15 protein-coding genes and 1 riboswitch are annotated in these 16564 nt (G+C 44.1%); of the genes, 2 read left to right on the top strand and 13 right to left on the bottom strand.

What is annotated here, in order from left to right:
* Window positions 1–62: 62 nt before the first annotated feature.
* On the bottom strand, window positions 63–551 hold the full coding sequence (locus AAGU76_RS05525; protein WP_342484444.1) for a CD3072 family TudS-related putative desulfidase: 489 nt from the start codon (window positions 549–551) through the stop codon (window positions 63–65).
* Window position 552: 1 nt separating this feature from the next.
* Window positions 553–1107, bottom strand: coding sequence for a CD3073 family putative ECF transporter S component (locus AAGU76_RS05530; protein ID WP_342484445.1), 555 nt, complete (start codon window positions 1105–1107; stop codon window positions 553–555).
* A gap of 238 nt (window positions 1108–1345) precedes the next feature.
* Here AAGU76_RS05530 and AAGU76_RS05535 point away from each other — a divergent pair, with 238 nt between their 5' ends.
* Window positions 1346–2038 (top strand): DUF421 domain-containing protein, encoded by a 693-nt coding sequence (locus tag AAGU76_RS05535; protein WP_342484446.1) that lies wholly within the window; start codon window positions 1346–1348, stop codon window positions 2036–2038.
* 87 nt (window positions 2039–2125) lie between these two features.
* On the opposite strand, the gene AAGU76_RS05540 is transcribed toward AAGU76_RS05535, so the two are convergent.
* From AAGU76_RS05540 to AAGU76_RS05590, 11 genes are all read right to left on the bottom strand, one after another.
* Complete coding sequence (locus tag AAGU76_RS05540; protein ID WP_342484447.1) at window positions 2126–3124, bottom strand: NAD(+)/NADH kinase; 999 nt, start codon at window positions 3122–3124, stop codon at window positions 2126–2128.
* Between the two features lie 169 nt (window positions 3125–3293).
* Window positions 3294–4679: a dihydrolipoyl dehydrogenase gene (gene lpdA / locus AAGU76_RS05545; protein WP_342484448.1), complete on the bottom strand. Its 1386-nt coding sequence runs from the start codon at window positions 4677–4679 to the stop codon at window positions 3294–3296.
* A gap of 8 nt (window positions 4680–4687) precedes the next feature.
* Window positions 4688–5995, bottom strand: a complete 1308-nt coding sequence (locus AAGU76_RS05550; protein WP_342484449.1) for a dihydrolipoamide acetyltransferase family protein — start codon at window positions 5993–5995, stop codon at window positions 4688–4690.
* A 28-nt stretch (window positions 5996–6023) separates the two neighbouring features.
* Window positions 6024–7019, bottom strand: a complete 996-nt coding sequence (locus AAGU76_RS05555) for an NAD(+)/NADH kinase (RefSeq protein WP_342484450.1) — start codon at window positions 7017–7019, stop codon at window positions 6024–6026.
* A gap of 44 nt (window positions 7020–7063) precedes the next feature.
* A complete protein-coding gene (locus tag AAGU76_RS05560; RefSeq protein ID WP_342484451.1) occupies window positions 7064–8035 on the bottom strand; it encodes an alpha-ketoacid dehydrogenase subunit beta in 972 nt (323 codons plus the stop codon).
* Complete coding sequence (locus AAGU76_RS05565) at window positions 8032–9021, bottom strand: thiamine pyrophosphate-dependent dehydrogenase E1 component subunit alpha (RefSeq protein ID WP_342484683.1); 990 nt, start codon at window positions 9019–9021, stop codon at window positions 8032–8034. Before AAGU76_RS05565 ends, AAGU76_RS05560 begins: the two co-directional genes overlap by 4 nt.
* Window positions 9022–9035: 14 nt before the next feature.
* Window positions 9036–9383, bottom strand: a complete 348-nt coding sequence (locus AAGU76_RS05570) for a Lin0512 family protein (RefSeq protein WP_342484684.1) — start codon at window positions 9381–9383, stop codon at window positions 9036–9038.
* A 26-nt stretch (window positions 9384–9409) separates the two neighbouring features.
* On the bottom strand, window positions 9410–9712 hold the full coding sequence (locus tag AAGU76_RS05575) for a DUF6506 family protein (protein ID WP_342484452.1): 303 nt from the start codon (window positions 9710–9712) through the stop codon (window positions 9410–9412).
* 270 nt (window positions 9713–9982) lie between these two features.
* Window positions 9983–11902: a sigma 54-interacting transcriptional regulator gene (locus AAGU76_RS05580; RefSeq protein ID WP_342484453.1), complete on the bottom strand. Its 1920-nt coding sequence runs from the start codon at window positions 11900–11902 to the stop codon at window positions 9983–9985.
* 97 nt (window positions 11903–11999) lie between these two features.
* Window positions 12000–12494, bottom strand: a complete 495-nt coding sequence (locus tag AAGU76_RS05585) for an NUDIX domain-containing protein (RefSeq protein ID WP_342484454.1) — start codon at window positions 12492–12494, stop codon at window positions 12000–12002.
* 12 nt (window positions 12495–12506) lie between these two features.
* Window positions 12507–15134, bottom strand: coding sequence for an FAD-dependent oxidoreductase (locus AAGU76_RS05590; RefSeq protein ID WP_342484455.1), 2628 nt, complete (start codon window positions 15132–15134; stop codon window positions 12507–12509).
* A 154-nt stretch (window positions 15135–15288) separates the two neighbouring features.
* A riboswitch (molybdenum cofactor riboswitch) is annotated at window positions 15289–15405 on the top strand.
* 104 nt (window positions 15406–15509) lie between these two features.
* Here AAGU76_RS05590 and AAGU76_RS05595 point away from each other — a divergent pair.
* Entirely contained in the window at window positions 15510–16523 is a 1014-nt protein-coding gene (locus AAGU76_RS05595) for an S-layer homology domain-containing protein (RefSeq protein WP_342484456.1), read from the top strand.
* Window positions 16524–16564 lie beyond the last annotated feature (41 nt).

The following is a 16564-nucleotide window of genomic DNA, read 5'->3' on the forward strand; positions in this document are numbered from 1 at the left end:
TTTTTTATTATTATAAAGAGCCGTCAAATCTTTATCAGTGATTGAATCACAATAAATAATCTTCATCTCACCAACAGGCTTCTGAGTTCATCGATGAATTTCGCAGATTTTGTGTCATCATGGTAATCAGCCGGAACATCAATCATTTTTACAGCAATGCCAGCACGTTTAAGCAGCAATTCGAATTCTTCCATGAATATTCCGGGTTCTCCTTCAATTCCGCAGGTTGGACTTTCATTAATTCCAATTATGCCGGCTATTTCATAGTCATTTGACAAATATTCCTTTATTTCTTTAACCGCGTCTGAAGCGAAATTTCTGTTCAATGTCCTGTAATCATCAGCATCGTATTCATCCTTTGTCATTGGTTTTCTTTTAAGACCAAGGTGACTGCATTCAGGACATGGAAGCTGGTGAATTCCAACATCGCTATCAATAAGTTCCTTTACGATATCCTTATATGCTCCCTTGGCTCTTGCAAGCGGATATACTACTGCATTTTGATTTAACACGCAGTGCGATACAAAGACAATTCTTTTGCTTCTTTCCATACTAAACCCTCTGCGTATACTTTTTAGGGAGCCTGCTCAAAAGAAATGAAACCAAAATACAACTAGCAATCTTATCAACTATGTTGCTAGTAATTCTAGGTATGAATGCTGCGGTAAAGATAGACTGTCCGGATTGAACCAGCCATGTGAAGAACACATCGTTAATGTCTCCCGTTATTCCTCCGTAAATATATGTAGCTATCGGTGTTCCTATCAATGGAGATACTACCGATAGGATAAGACCTGTTATAACCGCTGTTTTAAAATCAAATTTCCATTTTCTTGAAACAAGGCCCACAATTATACCTACTGCAATATTTACCAATGCAAACGGAATATCCTTCGGGTTTGTAATAATACCTTGTATAACGTTTGTCAGGCATCCGACAATCGCACCATACAAAGGTCCAAACAATGCGGCTGTAAAGATTGTACCTATGGTGTCCAAAAACACAAGCGGTATATTCAACAACCCTACCACTGTTCCCAATACAATGTTCATTGCTATTGACAACGCTGAAAAAACCATTACAAAGCTTGAATTTTTACTGTTCATATTTTCCCTCTCAATTGTTTATTTTAATTACAATTTAAATCTATCACATCAAAAAGTATTGGTCAATTTGAATTCGTTGTTGAAAATTGAATGTTTTTCATACAACTTATCCAATTCATAAAAATAAGTAATATATTAAACAAGAGTACAATTTAGCCAATCGGAATATTTTTATCGTCTTGAATATAAATACCTTTAAGTGGGACAATATGTGTATTAAAATGATTGGAGTGATTATATGCAATGGCTTGAACTTACTGCAAGGGTATTCGTTTCATACCTGGTATTGCTTGTGATGACACGATTGATGGGAAAAAAGCAGCTTAGCCAGCTGACATTCTTCAATTATGTGACCGGCATTACCATAGGGTCCATGGCAGCTTCTCTGGCAACAGACGATGAGCTTCAATTTGAGCACGGCATCTACGGAATAATCCTTTGGGCTGCACTGACCGTAATGATGGAGTATCTGACATTGAAATCAATCAGAATCAGATTCTGGACCGACGGAAGGCCAACTGTCCTCATAAAACAAGGACAAATAGTAAAGACCGCCCTGCAGAAAACAAGGTACAACGTTGACGAACTGAATATGATGCTGAGAACAATGAACATTTTCAATATGGAAGAGGTAGACTATGCAGTGCTTGAAAACAACGGCCAGCTTACGGTTTTGAAAAAGGTTCAGTACCAGAATTTTGAGAGACAGGATTCAGGTAAATCCTTCAAGCCTAACAAGAACCTGCCTACGCAGGTTATAAACGGCGGAAAAATAAACAAGGATACTCTGGATGAAATGGGTCTTGACGAGAAATGGCTTGAATTTGAAATCAAAAAGAAAGGATATAAGTTAAAGGACATTTTCTATGCTGCAATAGACAGTAGCGGCGAACTTTTCATCATGCCGGTCAACAGGGACAGCTACACATAAACTCAGTCCATGTGTAGCTGTCTTATTAATTTTTGCAGCGGTTAGCTTCATATGTTATAGCTTAATCAAAATACCTGCCGCAATACCTTACGTCAATTTAAAAAATCCGTTTCTACCGGCTGCTTCCAGCGCCTTTACAACGTTCACGCGGTACGGGCCTTTTCTGGAAATTTTAAATGTGAATCTCTGCCCTTTGACAAATTCTATTTCCCTTTCACCGTCAAGGGCAATGGTACCGCTGTCATCAGCCGTGTATTCATATTCCTGCTCCAGTTTCAGCTCCATTGGTTCTCCAGACTTGACAGGCTCCAGCATACCTGCTGCAACAGGAGCCAGAATCGTGTCCGTATCGTTATCCAGATTTACCCATGCACCGAAATCATCCTCCGGAAGCACCACCTTGCTGCAGCCAACTATAGAAGAAAAACCAATCGATGCAGGATGACTTCTTGTGACAAATATCTTTTCTATTTCATCCATATCCCATATTGCCCTTGAGCCGACGAAGGCATTGTTTGATATTACGGCATCAACCAGGGCTATATCCAGAAGCTTTGAAACCGAATATATTTCTATTCTCTTGTCCCTTTCTGAATAGCTTTGTCTGTCAAGGAGCCCGGAAGCCACTGCGGCAGCGGCCATTCCTGCAACTGTGCCTTCAAGCATTTCGGGATACACATTGTTTGTTCCTGTTGAAATTGCAATGACTGGTGTTTGTTCAACTGCCTTTGCAACAGCCCTGCAGGTACCGTCACCTCCCAGGACTATTAAGCAGCCGGCATTGTTTTTTTCCATGAATTCAGCTGCATTTACAGTATCCTTAATGCTGTTGAATGTTATCGTATCTGTCAGATTGATTTCACACTTAAGTTCGTTGCTGGACTTTAGCCTGTCTCTGACTTTCATGCCCATCTTGTGTGAATCGTTCATCATGTAAACCGTGTCCACACCAAGGGACTGGGCACCCAGAACAATTCTTTCAATGATGTTGATCTTTTCGCCGTTGTCAATGACGGTAGCATGAGATACAAGCCTTCTGATGTCCTTTCCCGAAACAGGGTTTGCAATAATGCCTATTGATGTCATATTTCCTCCTATGTAATCAATTTATTTCATATTATCACATTAACTTAAAATGTTGAACAATTAAATTTCGAAATAAAAAACAGCCTCAGGCTGTCAGACTATCGACAAACCTAGAATTTGTCATCAAACTGACAGCCTGCAAGGGCTGATTCTCTTTTTAATCTTATATTTATTTTGGTATGTGGAGAGCATTGCTTTGCACAGCATGGGCTGCTTCAAGCAGTGATTCGCCCACAGTGGGGTGGGCGTGGATTGTTGAAGTTATTTCATCAACAGTGGCCTCAAGCCTTATGGCAAGGGCTCCTTCCACGATGAGCTCTGTGGCTCTGGGCCCTGACAGGTGAAGTCCCAGTATCTCACCTGTGGCAGCGTCAGTCACATATTTCACCACCCCTGAAGTATCTCCTTCTATCATAGCTTTACCGTTTATGTACATGGGAAACACTCCGGTTTTTACTTGATGACCTGATGTTCTTGCCTGCTCTTCCGTCATTCCGACACCTGCCAGTTCAGGTCTTGTGTAGACACAGTAAGGAATGGTTTTGAAATCAATGTTTGGTTTTTTGTTCATTATGGACTCAACGGCCACAATTCCTTCGGCTGATGCCACGTGAGCCAGCATCACTCCACCGTTGCAGTCCCCTATGGCATATATGTTATCCACATTTGTCTGCATGAGTTTGTTAACAACAACGGCTCCCCTTACGGTTTTAATGCCCAGCTCCTCCAGACCTATGCCCTCGGTGACAGGCTTTCTCCCTATGGACAAAAGAACCTTTTCTGCAGCGAAGCTCCTGCTACCCTGTGCAGATGCGGTGTTCACCAGAAGATTTCCATCAGACCCAGTAATAGATTCAACCCTAGTGTCAGTGTATATCTCCACTCCGTTTTTCTTTAGCTTATCCCGAAGAGGCTGTACTATGTCGCGATCCATATTGGCAACAATGTTCGGTAGCATTTCCACAATGGTGACCTTGCAGCCGAATGCACTGTACACTGCTGCAAACTCTGCTCCGATGACTCCGCCTCCTATGATTACCATGCTTTTTGGAACCTGAGGAAGCGACAGTGCTTCATCGCTGGTTATTACTCCTGGCAAATCCACTCCCGGCAGAGGGATTATTACAGGTCGGGAGCCGGTTGCAATTATAGCGCAGTCAAAATCTACGGTTCTTAAACCGCCGGTGGTTTTGACCTCTATGCTGTTTCTTCCTGCAAACTTTCCTTCTCCCGATATTTTTTCAACCTTGTTGTTCTTCAGCAGGTTCTCCACTCCGCCCACTTCAATCCTTACTATTTTGTCCTTTCTTTTTTGCAGCTGTTTCCAATCAAGTTCTGCTCCGGAAACATTTATTCCGATTTCCCTGCAGTCCTTTTTTATTCTTTCCAGCTCATCCGCTGTGTGCAGGAGAACCTTTGTGGGTATGCATCCTTTGTTGAGGCATGTTCCTCCCAAATGCTCCTTCTCAACTAAAGTAACCTCTGCTCCCAGCTGCGCTGCCCTTATGGCTGCCACATATCCTCCGGGGCCTCCCCCTAAAATCGCTATTTTCATGGTCCCTCCTACAGCAAAAGCATTCCGGGCTTCTCAATGTATGTCTTCAGTTTTGCCATGAATTCAGCTGCAACTGCTCCGTCCACCGCTCGGTGATCCGCAGTGAGGCTCAGGTTCATCATGGGTCTTATCTTAACCTGGCCGTCAACTACCCTGGCTTCTTCTTCAATGGTATTGACGCCCAGTATTGCCACCTCAGGCTGGTTGATTATGGGCGTGAAGGATTCTATGCCGTACATGCCGATGTTTGTTATGGTGAAGGTTCCGCCTGTGAGCTCATCCGGAGTAAGCTCGTTCATTCGGGCTTTCTGGCTCAGTTCCCTTATTTCCTTTGAAATATCCTTCAACCCTTTGACGTTGGCATACTTTATGACAGGCACCAGCAGTCCGTCCGGCAGAGCTACTGCAACTCCCATGTTGACGTAATTTCTTGTCACTGTTTCATTTCCGTCAATGGAGCTGTTCAACAGAGGGTGTTCAAGCAGCACAGCTGAAACAATCTTAACCAGCATGTCTGTGTAGGAAAGCTTTACGCAGTCCTTGAGCTCTTCCTTGAGCTGCTTCATGGCAGTGGTGTCCACCTTCAGATTGTAGTTCACCGTCGGCGATATCTGCACGCTTTCATGCATCCTCTTGGCTATGACCTTCCTCATGGTTGTCATTGTCTTTCTGAATTCCATTGGTGCAGCATATTTTTCCAACTCTTCGCCCAGCTTGAATTTTATGACGTCATCCTTCATGATGCGAGTATCCTTTTCTATCATACCGGTGTCAACGCCAAGCTGCTGGGCTACCACAGCTGCCGTCGGTGATATTCTGGCAGCATCATTTTTATTTTCTGCAAATTTTCTGATATCATCTTCTGTGACTGCTCCCCCCGGACCTGTTCCCTTAACGGTCGACGGATCAACTCCAAGCTCCTGTGCGATTTTTTTTGCTCTTGGAGAAATTTTTGCTCTTCCAGCTGCAACGGAAGTTTCAGCTGAAGCTGCTGCACTCACCGGTTGCGCCTTCACTTCTTCTTTTACCTGCTCTGTATGTCCCTGCCCCATCTGGGGCATAAGAGAAGAAATATCCTCATCCTTTGTTCCGACAACCGCAACAGGCATGAGCACGCTTACGGTGCCTTCCTGCACCAGTATTTTTCTCAAAACTCCTGAAACCTTTGATTCGTACGTGTTTGTAAGCTTGTCGGTTTCCACGTCGAATATGGTTTCACCTGCATTTATGGTATCGCCTTCGGACTTCCTCCAGTTGGTCAGAAACCCTTCGGTCATTGTAAGTCCCATTTTTGGCATTACTATGAATTCAGCCATTTTACCTCCTTGTATGTAACTGTAATTGTCAAGCTTCGAAGAATCCTTTTTGCTGCGCAGTCTCCAGTGCCTTCACCACATTCACGCGCAGAGGTCCGTTTCTTCTGATTTTAAATACAAAACTCTGATTGGCGGAAAACTCTATCTCCCGTTCACCGTCCAGTGCAATGGTTCCTCTGTCCTTTGAAACGTACAGGCATTCGTCATCGAAATCCAGAATTGCCGGTTCGCCTGCAGGTATTCTCCCCACAACTCCGGCGGCTACAGGAGCGTTGACGGCATTATTGCCCATGTTTATGTCCATGCATGCGCCGTAGTCGTCATGAGGGAATATGATTTTCCTGCACCCCACAACAGCCGAAAAACCTATGGAAGCAGGATGGCACCTGGTTACGATTATTTTTTCGATGCTTCCCGTATCCCAGATTGCCCTTGAACCCACAAACACGTCGTTAGAGATGACTGCATCTACCAGTGCGATGTCAATCAGCCTGCCGTCCTTGTATATTTCTATGATCTTGTCCCTGGATGTGAAAAGTCTCTTGTCAAATGTGCCGGAAGCCACAGCAGCTGCAGCCAGCCCCACTGTTGTGCCTTCAAGCATGACAGGGTACACGTTGTTTGTTCCCGTGGATATGGGAATGAGCGGAACATGTTTCAAAGACTTGGCGGCGGCTCTGTTAGTGCCGTCGCCGCCCAGGGTTATGATGCAGCCAACGTTGTTTTCTTCAATGAAGGCAGCTGCTGCAACGGTGTCATCTATACTTTCCGTCCTAATCATTTCAATAACTTCTATTTCACACTTCAGTTCCTCACATAGCTTCAGCTTGTCTTCCACCCTGTATCCCATATTGTAGGAATCCGGCATCACGTACACCTTGTCAACCCCCATGGATTGGGCTCCAAGCACAATTCTCTCCACAATGTTTATCTTTTCATTGTTGTCAATGACTGTGGCATGGGAAACAAGCCTTCTTATGTCCTTTCCTGAAGCAGGATTTGCAATAATTCCTATGGAAGTCATAATTTGCCTCCTTAGCGCAGCATCAAAAGATGCTGCGCATCATATCAGAAAAGTGATTTGACAGCGGCTACGATATCCTGCTCCACAGGCAGCATATAGCTTTCAAGTCCCATTGCAAATGGAACCGGAGTGTTCAGCGCTCCCACTCTCTTAATGGGGGCGTCGCATTCGTAGAAGCATTCCTCTGCGATTATGGATGCTATTTCACCCGTGTATGCTCCTCTTTTAACTTCCTCGCTTACGATTACAACCTTGTGAGTCTTTCCAACAGTCTTGAAAATTGCTTCCTTGTCAAGAGGATAGAGTGACCTTAAATCCAGAACCTCGGCATTGATGCCGTCCTTTGCCAGTGTTTCAGCAGCCTTTAGAGCATCCAGCACCTGCTTGCCGTAGGTGATGATCGACACATCCGTTCCTTCCTTCTTCACGGAGGCCTTTCCCAGGGGGACAGCCTTCAGCTCGTCATCAACCTGGCTCTTAACTGCGTAAAGAGTCTTGTTCTCAATGAATATTACCGGATTGTCGTCTTCAACCGCAGAAACCATAAGTCCGTATGCATCCTGAGCATTGGAGGGATACACGACCTTGAGGCCCGGAATATGGGCAAGCCATGCTTCCAGCGACTGGGAGTGCTGAGCCGCTGCGCTTACACCTCCGCCTTCCGGAAGCCTTATTACCATAGGGAGGGTAACTTTTCCGCCTGTCATGTACCTCAGCTTTGCTGCCTGGTTAACTATCTGGTCCATACCGACGGTTACGAAATCCATGAACATAAGCTCTGCTATGGGTCTTAAACCGCATGCTGCTGAACCGACAGCAGCTCCTATGATTGCTCCTTCGGAAATGGGAGTGTCCCTCACCCTTTTATCTCCGAACTCGTCAAACATGCCGGCGCTGACTCCGAAGCATCCTCCAAACTTTCCAACATCCTCGCCGAACAGGAGAACGTTTGGATCATCCAGCATTTTCTTTCTCATTCCTTCTCTTATTCCTTCAGCATAAGTCATTGTTCTCATCTTACTCTTCCCTCCTCAACTATATCAGTGTACACATCCTCCAAAGCTGATTCCAAGGCCGGAACTTTGCTGTTGTCCGCAAAGGCGTTTGCATCATCGATCATTTTATCCACATGGTCATTCAACTTTTTGATCTCTTCTTCAGTCATTACGCCGTTTTCCTTCAGATAGTTTTCCATCCTTGGTATAGGGTCCTTCTTAAGCCATGCTTCCAGTTCACCTGCAGGCCTGTATACTGTCGGGTCTCCTTCGAAGTGTCCCCTGAACCTGTATGTCTTGCATTCTATAAGTGTCGGTCCCTGTCCCTTTCTGGCTCTTGCAACCGCTTCACCTACAGCTTCATAAACAGCAAACACATCGTTACCGTCAACGGTCACTCCGGGCATGTTGTAAGCAGTCGCTCTGACAGATACGTCTGTGATGGCCTGGTGTCTTGCCTGGCTTACTGAAATACCGTAGCCGTTGTTTTCGCATACGAATACTACTGGAAGCTTCCAGATGCTTGCCAGGTTCAATCCTTCGTGGAACGTGCTCTGATTTGTGGATGCGTCACCGAAGAAGCATACGCAAACCTGGTCTGTTCCCTTATATTGGATTGCCAGACCTGCACCGGCTGCAATGTTGTGGCCTGCTCCAACTATTCCGTTTGCTCCCAGGATTCCTCTGGAAGCATCGGCTATGTGCATTGAGCCTCCCTTTCCTCTGCAGTAACCGTCCTGTTTGCCGAAAAGTTCAGCCATCATGTAGTTTAATTCTCCGCCTTTGGCAATGATGTGCCCATGGCCTCTGTGGGTGCTTGTAATATAGTCATCTTCTCTCAAATTTGCGCATGCTCCCGTGGCAACAGCTTCCTCTCCCAGGTAAAGATGAACAAAACCCGGAATCTTGCCCTCTGCAAATTTGTCCATAGCTCTTGTTTCAAACTTTCGGATCTTCAACATGGTCATATACATGTCTTTCAACTGTTCATTTGATATTTTCAAAATATTACCTCCCATCATTATTTTATTTCTACTTTTACACAAGCCAAACAAGCTTCGATAGAATCGTCCTTGTCTTCAAATCTTGTGAAGTACAGGCCGTCTGTTTTAAGGCCGCCTTTTACGGCGTGAACCGTTACCTTACCTACAGGGAAACACTTCCTGACTTCTTCCTCATCCACTTCTTCAGGTCTGGACACAGCTACAGTAACATCAATAAGCACATTGTCATCCACATCTTCCTGAGAAAAACCGCAAACTTCATTGAGCCCTATGAGGCAGCTTCTTGATATGGCATCCTTTGATGCCTTCACTGCAGCCTTGGTGACATCCTGCCCGTGAAAATCAAGCCCCAGACCAAATTCAATAACAAATCTTTTCGTATGAACACCCCCTAAAAAACTTCATCGCCGCTTTTATTGCCAAGGCCGGGATGCAAATCAAACCTTACTGCGCCAACAACTCCTCTGCCCTTTACAGCTTCGCTTACCAGGTATGTACCCCTGTTTCCGAAACCTGCACAAAGCTCAAATGCAGTTACGCCTTCATCGGCAAGTTTTATGGCAGCTTCAACCGCATCCTCGTAGGACTTTACGCCAACCGTTGTAAGAATAACTTCTCCCGTGTCAATTTCCGTTTTGTGAATACTGCTGTCTGCGTTTGGTGCTATGAAAATAAACGCTCCTTTAAGAGGCATGTCTGTTCCTCCTTTCATTTATTTGATTGTATATAAAGCAAAATCCGTGCCAAAAATTGCTGTTGAAAGACATATTTTTCTGTGTTGCAATTTCAATGCAAGATGAAGATCGAAACAAAAGTTGCACAAATCTGTCTCACAAAAAAATTCTCAAAGTGAGACTGCTGTCTCAAATTGAGAATTTTATCATCAGTTGTCCTTTTTAAGCCGAAAAACGAGTCTCATTTTGATACTCGCTTCTGATTTTATAAATTCGATCCAGACCGGCGGTTAAACCGCGCTGTTCAAATCTATGGAATACATCTTTATTTTTCTGTATATGGTGGCCTTACTTATGTTAAGGTCCTTGGCAGCCTTCAGGACGTTGCCCCTGTTTGCCGACAGTGCCATTTCTATGCTGGTTTTTTCTATGTCCTTTAGGTTGAACGACTGTCTTGCCCTGGTGTCTTCCCTGTAAGACGAATTTTTCTGCAGCACAGTGCTGTTTATTATGACCTTGTCAGACATGTAGTAGACCCTCTGCACAACATTCTTAAGCTCCCTGACATTGCCTGACCACTGCTGGCTTCTGAGCATCTTTTCGAAATCCTGGCTGAAGGTCTTGTAATTTCCGTTTTCTTCGTTAAGACATCCAAGAAAGTATCTTGCCAGCTCCGTTATGTCGTCCGCTCTTTGCCTCAGGGGCGGAATTTTCAGATTTATGACATTTAATCTGAAGTACAGATCCTGCCTGAAGGAACCTTTTGACACCTCCTCGATAAGGTTTCTGTTCGTGGCTGAAATGACCCTCACATCCAGCTCCCTTTCATAGGATCCTCCTATTCTCACAATCTTATTATTGTCAAGTACTCTCAAAAGCTTGGGCTGAACCTCCAGCGGAACCTCACCTATTTCATCCAGAAATAAGGTTCCTCCGTTTGCCAGCTCGAACTTCCCGGGCCGGCCTCCCTTAACCGCTCCTGTAAAGGATCCGCTCTCGTATCCGAAGAGTTCGCTTTCAAATAGCTCCTTGGGAATGGCTGAACAGTTAACGGCAATGAATGGCCCGTTTTTTCTGTTGCTTTCATTATGTATGGACTGGGCATAAAGCTCCTTGCCTGTGCCGCTTTCCCCTTCTATGAGCACAGAGCAGTTCGTTCTGGAAATTTTTTTTGCAGTTGCTATGAGTTCCTTCATTCTTGTATCGGTGGTTATGATACTGTCAAAGGTGTAATTGGCGTTGAACCCCGCAAGTCTGCTTACTTCCTTTCTGACCTGTTTGGCCTCCCTCATTAGCATCACGGCACCCGTGACGTTGTTTCCTGCGGTAATGGGTGATATGTTCAATGAGCATTCGATTTTGTTAGCCCCAACGGAAATGGTGTAATCGGAAAAATTCATCTTGTTCTTGTTTGCAAAGATATTGTTTTCTATGTCTATACCCTTGAAAATCCTGCTTATGTCAAGCTTGAATATGTCCTGCTCATCCATTTTGAAAAGGTCCTGTATTTTGCTGTTTATCCTCACCACATTCATGTTGGCGTCGATGACCATTATACCGTCAAGAATGGCATCGAAGGTTGTGTCCATCAGGTGGTAGGATTCAGCAATAACAAGCTGCTTCTCAATGCATTCCGCACTTGATACGGCTATTCCGTAGGTGTGCGTCTGCACATCCTTTGCCCGCCCAGATATATCAAAGCATCCGATGATTTCGCCCTTGCTGTTGTGAATGGGTGCAGCCGAACATGTCCATTGGTGATGATATTCGCAGTAATGTTCGGGACCGATTATCTGAACAGGCTTGTTTGCAGTCAGACATGTTCCTATGGCATTGGTTCCCACGCTTTTTTCATCCCACAGGGAGCCCTTCACAAAATTAAGGTTGTCATGTATGTCCTTTATGTCGTTGTTTATAATCAGGTCGATAATTATTCCCTTCTCATCTGTAAGCACAACGCTGTAGCTTGTTCCCTTAACCATTTCATAAACGTTTTCCATGATCGGGCGGGTAAGCTTTATCATTTCCCTCTTGTTGTACATGCTTTCTTTAAGCACTTCATCTGCTACCTTTGTCCCTTTTCCGGACCTGTAGTCAACACCCATGCTCTCGCATCTTTTCCATGACTGGAGAACATCAGCTTTTATGTCATCCGACACGGTGCCGCATTCCACGTAAGATTTCCATGTTTCCTTTAACTGGCTGAACAAATTATCATCCCCTTTACTTACATCCTTTAATCAATGATACCACATATTTATAAATCCTACAACAATCATACCATTAAATTGAAGTGATAGCTGAAAATCAATCGACATTTTGAAGTGCGCTCCAGCTAACCGCAGACTGCCCTCCCGATTTGCCCACCACCCCCACAAGAATTTCATCCATGCTTAAGTTTCCGTTCATGTAGTGCTCCAGTGAAATTCTAAGCGCATCAACAAATTTAAGCTTCAAAACATTTTCTTCAGGAATCCAGTTAAGCGTTCCCTCGTTGTTTTCAACAACCGCCCTTTTTTTAGCGTCACCGAAAAATATATAGTTAATGACTGTTTCTTCTTTTCCCCTTCTCATAAGAATGTACTTCAGATGCAGGTTATCAATGTCATGTTCCGCAAGGCCTGTCTCTTCATAAATTTCCCTGACAACTGCATTTCGCGGCCTGTTGATTTCACCTGGCTCAATGTGTCCTCCAACTCCATACCAGTACCCAGGCATGAGATGATTGTTTCCCGATCTTTCCATCAATAGATAATCACCGCCGTTTTTTAAAAAAGCTGTTGTAATGCTTCTCAATCTCATATTATCTCTCCATTATTCGGCTGTCTTAAAGACTGCGCCGTTCTCAACAAGTATTTTCTGCAATTCTGCCACATCTATGTTCTGAACTTCCGTCCTTTGCTTCACGGACAAGGACGCTGCAATCCCAGCAGCTTCACCCATCATCATGTACTGGGGTTCCATCCTCAGGGATGAATATGCTATGTGTGTGGCAGATACGCACACGGTTACCAGAAGGTTATCCGCCTGACTTCTTTTTGGCAGCATAACCCTGTAAGGTATCTGGTACGGCGTTACGGGTATCTGAATTTCTCCTTCGTTAAGCACGAAACCGTCCAGCGTCATATACCTCTGGACGTTGTGTGAATCTATGTTGTATGATCCCATGGCTATGACGTCATCCTTGATTTTGTCCCTGCGAACGTCATGTTCTGTCATTACAAAATCACCCTTCATCCGCCTGGCTTCCCTGATGTAAAGCTGGTACGGCCAGCATCCGTTGTCAGTAAACTCATCTGCCGCGTATCCCCACTTCTTCACATCTTCACGAAGCTCGGTAGGAACTGCCTCATCATTGCCAATGAAGTATAAAAGTCCCTGTATGTAATTTTTGTGCTCATTTTTAATCTCTTCTCTTTGTTCATAGCCTGCTTCAGGGTAATTTAAGCTTCCCCCTATGTAATCTGTGGAAAACGGCCCGGAATTGTTAATATCGTACTTGCCTTCCGGAAGAGGCCCGAAATATGCCACGTCCGAAAATCTAATGGACCTGCCCTCGCTTTTTTTAAGCATATCCAGCCATGAGCTTAACAGAAGGTACCTTTCCCTGTCATAATCCCCTGGTTTTGTGAATGGTATCTGGTTGTTGGGATTGTTTGTGAGAATAAGGCGATAATTGTAGGCCTGCACCATGTCATCACCCTGCCCTGCCGGCCCGGGAAGCTTAAGGGACACTTCGCCATACAGCTTACCCTCTGCGTCTTCAGCCTTCAGGTTGTAATAAAAGTTGTTCCTGCCCAGGGGAGGAAGAACACCGGCAAAACTTTCTCCGAAGTCGTCATTGTCTTCCCTTCCCACGGCATAGGACACACCCGATGCTGCCATCATGTCTCCTTCATAGGTGCTGTCTATGAAATACTGAGCAAAAAATACATCGCCTTTTTCAGTCTCCATGCTTATTATTGTGCTGCCGTCCTTGTCCACGCCCCTATGATCTCTGAGGGCGCTTCCCGTGAAAAGGCGGATACTCTCACGTTCAATCATTTCGTTTAAAACTTCCTCCGCCACATGAGGTTCGTAGTACCACATAACTTTCCTGCCGTACTTTTTCCCCACATCTTCGAAAAATTCCCTTGTAATTCCTCCTATAACATTGATATTGCCGTGGTCAGTGTAGCTCAAGCCGCCTGTGACCATCCCGCCCACATGTTCTGCTGATTCAATCAACGCAACATCCATTCCTTCCCGTGCTGCAGAAACTGCAGCCATCACTCCAGCGGCCGTGGCACCGTACACAACAACATCAAAGTACAGTGGAAAATCCAGGTAGCTGACTTTCATGGGCCTTTGATGCATCCTGATGTTTTGGGACCTGTAATCCTCGCTTTCAACAGTGAACCTGACCTGCTCGGCATTGAAAAACCTTCCCATAGTGTTTGCAATGCTCTGGAGAATCATGCCTTCGTAAATAGCTTCCACGTCCATATCATCAACAAATCCGCTGCTTAAATCCACATGCAGTGTGTTGTCAAGATCCACATCAACTTTGTTTATGCTGCTGTTATTTGATAAAACCGGCCTGTCACCGTAAACAACGTTCCTGTAATCATGTGTGAGGACCTGCTCCGTAATGTCGTTGGTGTGAAACTTAGTTTTTTTGGCAGAGCTTCTTACCTTCATTTTTTTGAAGTCAGGGAAGTAATAATTTATCTCTTCAGTCAACACGTAATTTTTTTGTATGCTGTTAAGTACGAATGCTGTGCTGCTGTTCAGGTTATCCGATGAATATTCCTGATCAAGGATGGGTGCTTCGTCTTTGGAAGCTTCCTCCCTTATTTCAGATTTAACAAGACCCAGACCCCTGCTGTAGTAGTCTGTAACCGTCCTGCCATCCAGAAATGTTGTGACCTGGACCGCATCAAACATGCCTTCAGGTGTCTTTACAGATGCTGAAAGCGAAGTGATCTTTCTTGTCCCTCCCTTTACCGGCCACTGTGTTCCTTCCTCAATAGGCTCTTTTAAAATGATGTCTCCCTCATTCCAACTATTCATAATATTCTGTCTGAAGTATTCTTCCTTCTGGGGATGGGTCAGAAATACTTCACCTTCCCTGACCGCAAGAACGGCAGTCTTTACTGAACCGTCACAGACAATCCTCAGCTGCATGGCATCATCAGATGAATAATCCACAGAAACTTCACTGATAAGCCCTGATCCGGATTCAGTATATGTGTATTTCACATCACTTAAAACAGTAAAATAGTCTCTGGCGTTTTTTGTTTCGTCTTCAGGCAATGTTTCACCTGGTTCAAGCTCAGCTTCTGATTCTTCTCCCGATTTTTCGCCGGCAATCTTTATTATGTAGTCCTTATTTATCAAAATAAAAATAATAGCAGCAACAACCGCCAATATAGCTGCTGCGGCAACAGGAAATTTTTTCATGACAGCACCTTCTTTTTGCCCTTTATATATATATATACCTTGAAAGGCTGATAATAAACCAAATATTGATTTGCGCCATAAAATTTATGTTGTTATAAAATAAACTATTTACAATTCAAGAAATAAATGCTATCATTGTGTTAATTAAATATCGTCTTTATTAGTTTTGCGAAACTGTGATACCTAAAGCCTCGGCAATGGATGCAGTTCGTCAGGGTATAATTGGAAACGGTTGTGCCTCCCGTTGGAAAGTAAAATTAATTGCAGGCTTACTTGGCGTACACAATTTTACGCATGCTGCATCTTTCCACGGAAAGATGTTTTTTTTATGTGATAGGAATGTTATCCTTTACAAAAGACAACAAGGAGGAAGTTATGAAGAAATATCTATCTCTAATCAGTTTATCAACAATAATAATCCTTACTCTTCTTATGGTGCTACCTTCCGTTGCATTCGCGCAGAGCAGTGCAGCAGGCGAAACCGAAGAGCAATGGTTTGAAGCAGGTTGGGGGCGAATCCACCAGGGCGAAGCTTTTCAACCGGACAAGTTCCTTAACAGAGCAGAGTTCACAGCTTTGATTAATTCCTTGTATGATTTCAAGGAACAGAAGGACATAAGCTTTTCAGATGTCCAGACTGACTCAGCATATTATAAGGAAGTTAAGAAGGCCTTTTGTGCAGGGTACGTTGTTGGAAAAGGTGACGGCACATTCGACCCCGAAGGATATGTAACAAATCTTGAAGCATACATAATGGCGATAAGGCTGCTGAATGCAGGTACGTCAAACAAACCTGAAAAAATGCTTAACTTCAAGGATGCATCCGATGTACCGTCATGGGCACAGGGTGCAGTGGAAGCCTATGTGCAGAAAGGGCTCCTCGAAGGAAAAAATAAGATTAAACCTTTTGAAAAAATTACAGGCGCAGATGCAGTGACATTGCTTTTAAGCATAAAACCAAACGAAGTTTTACCGCAGGATGCTGAACAGGTTTCAGAAGAAAAAGGAAACGGAGTTGCTGCTCTTAACCTTTTGGGTGCATACTTTGTAGAAATCGAAAACAATCAATCAGTTGAGCTCGGTAAGCTGGAAGATGGAAATCCGGACAGCGAAATAATAATAAAGCTGGTTTTTGATCGCGGAATAGTAAGAGAGTACTGGGACAACAACAAAACTCAGGTTAAACTTCAGGACAACAAAGGACAGGTAATAGAAAGTGAGATTTTCCGCATTGAAAATTCAGATGATGAAAAGTCAAATATTTTCATTAAACCATTGACACAGCTTAAATCCGGAAAAACGGTAAACATAGTCATAGGAGCAGGTTTGAAAGCCAACAACGGTAATACTTTAGGCGAAGGCAAAACGATCAGCTTCACAGTTAAATAATTTAGGTAACAAAACATATTTTGTTATACTGAGCGGTACAA

Source organism: Sedimentibacter sp. (genome assembly GCF_038562225.1).
In the GTDB taxonomy this organism is placed as follows: domain Bacteria; phylum Bacillota; class Clostridia; order Tissierellales; family Sedimentibacteraceae; genus Sedimentibacter.